3 protein-coding genes and 2 pseudogenes are annotated in these 8,259 nt (G+C 28.3%); 1 reads left to right on the top strand and 4 read right to left on the bottom strand.

Going from position 1 to position 8,259, the window contains the following annotated elements:
• From CCO88_RS10960 to CCO88_RS08835, 4 genes and pseudogenes are all read right to left on the bottom strand, one after another.
• Nucleotides 1-233: pseudogene (locus CCO88_RS10960) on the bottom strand (elongation factor 4); the annotation flags it as partial.
• Nucleotides 234-389: 156 nt separating this feature from the next.
• A pseudogene (locus tag CCO88_RS10955) lies at nt 390-1,217 on the bottom strand (AAA family ATPase); the annotation flags it as partial.
• A complete protein-coding gene (locus CCO88_RS11050; RefSeq protein ID WP_002840299.1) occupies nt 1,142-1,420 on the bottom strand; it encodes an AAA family ATPase in 279 nt (92 codons plus the stop codon). The pseudogene CCO88_RS10955 and the gene CCO88_RS11050, both read right to left, overlap by 76 nt.
• A gap of 2 nt (nt 1,421-1,422) precedes the next feature.
• A complete protein-coding gene (locus CCO88_RS08835) occupies nt 1,423-5,229 on the bottom strand; it encodes a type IIG restriction enzyme/methyltransferase (RefSeq protein WP_002840298.1) in 3,807 nt (1,268 codons plus the stop codon).
• Between the two features lie 114 nt (nt 5,230-5,343).
• Here CCO88_RS08835 and CCO88_RS08830 point away from each other — a divergent pair, with 114 nt between their 5' ends.
• The gene (locus CCO88_RS08830; protein WP_002840295.1) at nt 5,344-8,133 is read left to right on the top strand and encodes a DEAD/DEAH box helicase; all 2,790 of its coding nucleotides are present in this window, start codon (nt 5,344-5,346) and stop codon (nt 8,131-8,133) included.
• Nucleotides 8,134-8,259 lie beyond the last annotated feature (126 nt).

The raw sequence follows: 8,259 nt of genomic DNA, 5'->3' as shown, positions 1-8,259 counted from the left end.
TTTTGCTTTTCTAAAAGCTTTCTTTTACGCGTTATATCCCCGCCATAACATTTAGCCGTTACATTTTTGCCCATAGATTTGACATTTTCACGCGCTATGATTTTATTGCCTATACTAGCTTGAATCGCCACTTCAAAAAGCTGTCTTGGCACTATCTCCTTCATCGCTTTGACAAGTTCCCTACCCTTACTTAAAGCCTTAGAATTTGGCACAATAATGCTTAAAGTATCGACAAGAATCTCTATATCAATTTCATCTCCATGATAAACTATTCGTTTATCTTTGTTATCTTTTTGTATAAAAATAATATTTTCCTTATTAACCATTCTTGCAATCTCAGGAGTATGTGTTGTAAGCAATATTTGACGCCCTTTGTTCTGTGCTAATTTTTTTAAAGACTCAATAATTATTCTTTGATAGTTTGGATGTTGCGATGTTTCTGGTTCTTCAATTGCATAAATCATATTAGATTGATGCTTTCTTTCGGCATCTTCCAAAAAGAAACTTAATAAAAATAACCTTTTAACACCACTGCCTCTTTTATTAAATGATATTCCATTATCGCTTTTAAATTCATAACTAAATAATGAGCTCAACTCCTTTGAAGTAATATCTGGGGTTAAGTCTTTTACAATATCTTTATCAAAACTTTTTAATCGCTCAAGTGTCGCATTAGCAAAACTCTTAATATCATCTAAAATATTTTTTTTCATATCATTAAATTTTTGCTCAATTTCAGAGATAGCATTTTGTGTAATGGCTTTTGTTATTTGAGTAATTTCATTATCTTTATCTGTATTTGTTCTATCAGTTTTAAATAATAAGAATTTAGGCATTTTTTCCTTTAATTTGTTATATATACTAACAATATCAGTTTCTTTTGTGGATATATCTATTTCTTGTTCTTTAAAACTTAAGCTTTCTTGTGAAAATAAAAAGTTCCTTATTTCTTTTTTAATATTTTGATTAACTTCAGACTCTTTGGAGAGTAATTTTCTTAAATCTTGAATCTTTAATGTGATAAGCGGTTTCTCCCAATTGGTTGGATAATCACAAACAATATAAGTTTTACTTAACTTTCCTTTTTCCCATATTTTTTTAATTTGTAGCAATTTCTCTTGATTTAATAAATACTCACTCTCTAAAGATGTTTGTGTTCTTTCGCTTTCACTAGCATCAATATTAATCTGTCTCTGTGGTTCAACCTGAAAAAACAAGTAATACTAAATTTATTCTCACTTGAATTCATATTAACATCATCTTCTAAAGCCTTATTATTTTCAAAAAATATATCCAACGCATCAAATAATGTCGATTTTCCTACATCGTTTTTTACAATAATTACACCTAAATCTGAAAAATTAAATTCTGTATTTTCATAACTTCTAAAATTTTCAATCTTGCATTTTACTAATTTCATTTTCACTCCTTGTTTTCTATGATTTTTATCTCATCTTCGGTGAGATTATAAAGTTTATAAACCAAAGAATTGATTTTATTTTCTAACTCTTGGGTGTTTGCGTTTTTGTCTTGTTCTTTAGCTTTTAAAATTTCATCGACTAAATTTATAAGCTCATCAGCTATTTTTTGATTTTTGGAATTTATAGTTACTATAGGGATATTTAGTAAAGGCTCTTTGTCAATTTGATAATTATTGCCTTGCATTTTTCCTTTATGCTTTAGCCAAAATGCTATAAGCTTTGAATTTAAAATAGCAGTTAAATATTTAACATTAATTCTTTGAGTTTTAATCACATAAAAAGTTGCTGACACATAACAATCAAAATCAACATAGCTAAATTTAGGCTCACCTACGCATTTTCTAAGTGCTACTATTCTAGGACTTCCTGTAAAAAATTTTTCATCTCTTGCTCGGTGCAAACCATAAGGTTTATTATCAGAAGTGATAACATTTTGAAATTTATCTAAATGTTTTTTCAAATTCGGATAATCATCCATAGAATTTGGATTTTTAAAAGATGAATTTGTATAAATAACCCAAAAATAATTATATCTTTTTACAAAATATTTTTGAATATTATCGCTTTCAAAAATTGGTTTTAAAAGTATTTTTTCATTTTTTAAAAGATTTAAATTTTCTACTTCTTCATTTGTTAATTTTTGAATTCCCTGTCCTAAATAAAAATTATTTCCTAAAATTTCTAAAGATTTTTTATTTATATTTTCTTGAGGATAAACTATTCCTTGCGCCACTTCCCTTTCTTCAAGATAAAATTTCCCATATTTTTGAATTTTATTGAAAAGTTCTTCATAATCACTTTTTGTAAAATTTAAAGTTTTATCTATGAATTTTTTTGGAGTTAAATTTATGCTTAAAATTTCATTGTTTTGGGTTTTTTCATTTTTTAAAAGACTTAGAGCATCTTCATAAATTGGAGTTTGGGTTGTGATTTTAGCAAAATGAAATTCATAATTTTTAGGCGGTTTTGTTTTTTGAAAACTCATAATCATCGTTTGTATACTTGCAGAATCAAACACCATAAAAGAACTAAAATCAACAAGGCTTAAAATTTGGGATTCTTCTAAAACTATATTGCGTAGTTTTTTAGCTCCTGAATTTGTAACCCAATTATTTGTAGCGATAAATGCTAAATATCCATTATTCTTAAGTATATCAAATCCACGCCCTACAAAATGATACCAAATATCCATTTTTCCTTGATAAGTTCTTAACTTTTTTGTATTGGTAAAAAGTTCTTTATTTTCAGCTTCTTTTATATAAGGTGGATTGCCAATAATTAGATCAAAGCCTTTGAAATTTCCATCATCGCCCAAAATTTCAGGGAATTCAAAACGCCATTCAAAAGGATGATTGCTTTCTAGGTTAAAGATATTGTCGTATTCTTTTTTAAGATTTGCAAATTCTTTTATGGCTACTTTTTCATCAAAACTGAATTCAAACATATTTTTAGAAAAAAAGCTTTTAAATTTTTCATCGTGATGTTCATCGGCTAAAAAATCGCCGTATTTTTTAGAATACTCGTTTGCCCCATTTGTGAGCTGTTTGATCTCTTTGTTAAATTTATCTTTCAAACAAAAATTTTTAAAGCTTTCTTGGAGATTTTTTATTTCCTTGGCAATGAGATTTTTATCTGTGTAAAAGCCTTCTTTATAGTCTTTTACTATGCGTTTGTATTTGCTCATACGTTCTTTGATGTTAGGGTAGTGGCTTAGACTTTTGCCTGTTTCAAAGTAAGATACCAAAGAATTTCCGCATTTTATGTTTATATCGATGTTTGGCAGGGTTTTAAGATCGTGATAATTCTCATCATCAAAGCTTTGATAAAAACTATGTTTTAAAAGCTCTATCCAAAGCCTTAGCTTGGTGATCTCGCATGAGTTAGGGTTGATATCGACGCCAAAAAGGTTGTTTTCTATGATGTCTTTTTTGGTGTGAAAAAGTTCTTGCTGGATAAGATGGGCTTTATCTTTAGGCGTGCTTGGGCGTTTATACTCTATAAACTCGCCTTTTCTACCCGTGATGAGAATTTCATCGTTTTGCACTTCTAGGTAAAATTCTTCATCAAAAAGATTTAGCTCATCATAAATGCTTAACATAACATTTAAAGCAGAAACCAAAAAATGCCCACTTCCCACCGCAGGATCGCAAATTTTTATAGAGTTTAAAAGCTCTTTTTGTGCTTTTTTATCTTCTTTTCTTAAAGACTTTCTTAGTTCGCTTATATCTTTAGCATCAAGATCAAATTGAGCATTGAATTTATCAAGCACAACTTTTGTGATGCTTTCTTTACACATATAAGAAGTGATAAAGCTTGGCGTGTAAAAGCTCCCTTCTTTGTAGCCATTGAGTTTTTCAAATACATTTCCTAAAACGCTTGAGCTTATGAGTTCTTTTTGGCTTAAAATTTCGCTTTGCTCATCATCACTACCAAAATCAAAGCTATCCAAAAATTCAAACAAGTATTCTAAAAGCCCCACTTGTCCTTTTTTAGCCTTGCATTTGTCATCTTTTAGCACCGTGTTTTTGTAGTAGTTAAGTTTTAAATCATTGTTTAAATTCGAAATTTCAAGTGTGTTTTCTATGCTTTGTTTTTCAAACAAAGAAGAATTTAGATAAGGCAGGTAAGCAAATTCGCTTTTCTTTCGTGTGCTTCTTTCTTTGGCTAAAATTTCAAAGAAAAGCTCGCTAAGCTTGTCAAAATCAGGGATTTTTTTGAAATTTAAAAATTTCAAATTTTTATCATCATTAAAACGCACCAAATTCGACTCTATAAGCTTTAAAAACAAGATACGATTAAGCCATAAAATCAAAAGTTTTAAAATGGTTTCAAAATTTTCTTCTTTGAGCTTAGAGTTTATAGCGGTGTAGAAGGTGCCTTGCTCTTCTTCGCTCTCTTGGCTTTTTGCGATGATGAGCTTTGAGTTTTGTTTGCTCTCATAAAGCCCTAAGATATATAAAAGCTCTTTGTAAAAGGCGTTATTGAGCGAATTTGCATCGTTGGGGTTAAACTCGCTTAGTAAAAAGTCTTTGTGAAAAATTTTAAACACAGGCTTGAGCTTACTAAAGCTTGGCTTTTCTTGCTCTAAAATAGGCTTTAAGTCGATAAAAACACCCTTTAAGCTAGGCTCATCAAACAAATCCTTTCTTGTGATAGAATCAAGGTATTTTTCACTGCTTAAAAGCTTTTCACACTCTTTGTAAAATTCATCGGTATTGCCCTTGAAAAGAGAATTTTTGCTTTCAAAATTTTCAAAAGCTTCTTTAAAATACTTGTTTTTGTTAAAAAGCTCTTCAAACAAATCCGCCTTAAAGATATAAAAACGATAAAAATCCGTGATGATGATGTGCTTGAGTGATGAATTTAAAGCCTTTCTTTCACGAAGATAATACAAAATGCACTCGTGCAAAGCCTTGCAGTTGGGCTTGCTTTGACTAAAGAATTCTTTAGAATGGGGCAATTTTGCTTCAATGATGACTTGAATTTGCTTGTCTTTTTTCAAAGCAAGATCTATACCGCTGTTGCCTTTATGTATGCTTTTTATCTCACACTCAAAATGCAAATTTTCAAAAAATTTGCTTAAAGCGTTTGCTACTAGGGAGTCTTCGTTGTTTTTGAGATTGTTTTCTAAGCTTGTTTTATAATCTTTCAAAGCTTTAATAAATTCGTTTAACTCTGCTTCTAAAATCGGCTTTTTGCGGTAGTAAGGATTTAAAAATTCTTTTTCATCTATGGCTTCAAATTTCATCTTGCACCTTTTTTTAAAATAGTTTCTATTTTATCAAAATTTTACTTTAAGAAAATGGAAATTTGTAAAAACATGTTAAGATATAGTTTATATATTTTTATTTAAGGATTTAACTTGAGTAGCAATATTGATATTTTAAAATATTTACTTTTTGTGGAATATTTAACACCTCAAAATATCAAAAAGATAAACAATTGTTGCGATACATGCGAAACTTCATATATTAACCAATATATTCGAGAAAAGATTGAAAAAATTTGCAATGCCTTAACCTTAAATAACAAAAATTTAGATGATTATAGTGTAGAAATTATCATACAGGGTGCCATCTATAACAATAAAACCTTATTTGAAAATATTATAAATAAATTTAATATTAACAAAGACTTGGAAAATTTTTACGATAATTTAAATACAGAATATGCATCTTTTGTTCTAAAATTTAATGGTCGTTTAAATTTTACAAATGAAAATGAAATTATAAAATTCAATGAATTTAACTCAAACATTCATCAAAATTTCAATCCAATAATAGATAATGATTTTGTTTTTAATGCGAAAAATTTTTATTTATCCACTGCACCATGGGCTATAAACAATATTGAAAATATAAAATCATCTTATATTGATTTTATTAATCTAAGCCAAAACATTGCCAAGGAACTGTCTTCGCTTAAAAATATATGTATTGATAAATTTTACAATAACGCTATCAAAATCATAGAACACGATGTTCCATTACTTGGAAACAAATTTAGAATATCAGTTAATCTTACTAAAACTATGAATGAAAATGTATTTCTAAATAGTTTTTATATACAAGAATTAGCGAATATTTTAAATAATTATGAAGAAAACACATTTCCCATGATAGATAAGTATCTAAGCAATAAAATAAAACAACGCATAGATATAAAAACAAATCAATTAGAAATTTTGGAAAACTATATTGATGAATTGGCTCCTAGCTCTTTTGTAAGTCAATTTGCATTGATGTATTCTCAACAATTTGCAGTAAACAAAATACTTAAAATGAATAAAGATCATAACGATATCTACTCTATCAATGGACCTCCAGGGACTGGAAAAACAACGCTTGTAAAAGATATCATAGCAGGTATTATTACTCAAAGGGCTATAGAAATTTCAAAACTAAATTATGATGAAATTATAAAAAAAGAGGATGGAATTTATAAGCTAAATGAAAAGGTAAAAGGTTATGAGATCATACTATCTTCTAGTAACAATAATGCTGTAGAAAATATAAGCAAAGAAATACCTACAAATAATGGTATCGATAGTAGCTATATTCAAGATCTTGATTATTTTAGTGAGATAGCTACAAGATTTTTAAACCAAAATAAAAAAACTGAAGTTAAAGCTTGGGGATTGATATGTGGTATATTGGGTAATAACTCCAATAAATCTTCTTTTATATACAATGTTTTAAAAGATTTTAAATCAAAAGAATATGAATTTATCGGTCTTATAAATTATATAAAAAGCAATAAGCTCACTAGTAAAGATTTTGAGCAAGCAAAAAATGATTTCAACCAAGCATTGCGCAGGGTTAATAATCTACTAGATAAAAACAAAAAAGAAAAACATATAATCCAAAAAGTAAAAATTTACAACAAACTAAAAAATGATAGCAGTTTAATCAATACTATTACTTACCTATACAAAATACTTTCATATAGACTTATGGGAAAAAGTTATGTAAAAAATATAAAAAAGCATATCTCTTTTCTCAACCAAAAATTTTATTTACATGATGAAGCATCTATGGAAAAATCTTCATTTTTTATGGTAGAAAATGGCGAAACAACAGAACTTTCTAAAGCACGAAAAGACTTATTTATAAAAGCACTTAATCTTCACAAAGTAGCCATACTAAGTAATAATCTATATTTTGCTCAAAATTTAGAAGTATTAAGTGATATTTTAGAAAACAACAACTATAGGAATCTTTCGGAAAATAAAATTGTTGAAATATGGAAAAGTTTATTTTTTATAATACCATCGATTAGTTCCACTTATGCTTCTTTTGGCTCTTGTTTTAAAGATATAGGACATAATCAATTTGGATATCTAATCAGCGATGAATCAGGACAAAGCACTATAACAAGTGCCATTGGGGCTATATACAGAACAAAAAAAGCCATCATAATAGGAGATCCACTACAGCTTGAACCTATTGTAAATATTCCAAACAATATAAATAATTTTTTTACACAATACTTCAATATAGATAAAGCTTTTGATGTTAAAAATACTTCTTTACAAAGTAGATGCGACTTCTTGCAATCATATGGAAGATATATTTATCAAGACAGTCAAAAAATATGGTTAGGCTCTCCCTTGCGTGTGCATAATCGCTGCGACCGACCTATATTTGAACTATCTAATAAAATCGCATATGGCGGTATGATGATATATGGAAAGAAAAATGAAAACACCCTACAATTACAAAACACTTGGTACAATATCAAAGAAGAACAATGGAATGGTAATTGCAATGAAAGGGAAATAGAATATTTACACATACTTTTAGATGAAATTACTCAATATGATCTAGAGATTGGAATCATTACGCCATTTGTAGATGTTAAACAAAAATTAAAAGATATAGCCAATAAATATAATAATTTAAAAGATGATAAAATTGGTACTATACATACAATGCAAGGAAAAGAAGCAGATATAATCATACTTATCTTAGGTGGAAATAACGAAAATGCTAGAAATTGGGTAGCATCTAGGCCAAATTTAATCAATGTTGCATTAACTCGAGCAAAAAATACAATCTTCATTATAGGCAATAAAGAAAAATACATAAAACTTAATTATTTTAATCATTTAGAAAGCATGCATACGATTACACCTTCATTCTCCAATCTTTAATCATTACTTGGCTTTAACAATCTCAAATATCTCATTCTTTTATCTTGTAAACATAGTTTCAAACCCTATATCTTTACAAAAACCAACCAATTCTCACTATCTAATCCCACCCAAACCCAAACAAGC

Origin of the sequence: Campylobacter coli LMG 9860 (genome assembly GCF_000254135.1) — a bacterium.
Lineage (GTDB): Bacteria > Campylobacterota > Campylobacteria > Campylobacterales > Campylobacteraceae > Campylobacter_D > Campylobacter_D coli.
Note: the sequence above shows the minus strand (reverse complement) of the source record. Positions and strands in the feature narration are given on the sequence as shown.

Coding starts and splice junctions, on each gene's coding strand:
- CCO88_RS11050 (WP_002840299.1), bottom strand. CDS start 1,420: ATGAAATTAGTAAAATGCAAGATTGAAAATTTTAGAAGTTATGAAAAT.
- CCO88_RS08835 (WP_002840298.1), bottom strand. CDS start 5,229: ATGAAATTTGAAGCCATAGATGAAAAAGAATTTTTAAATCCTTACTAC.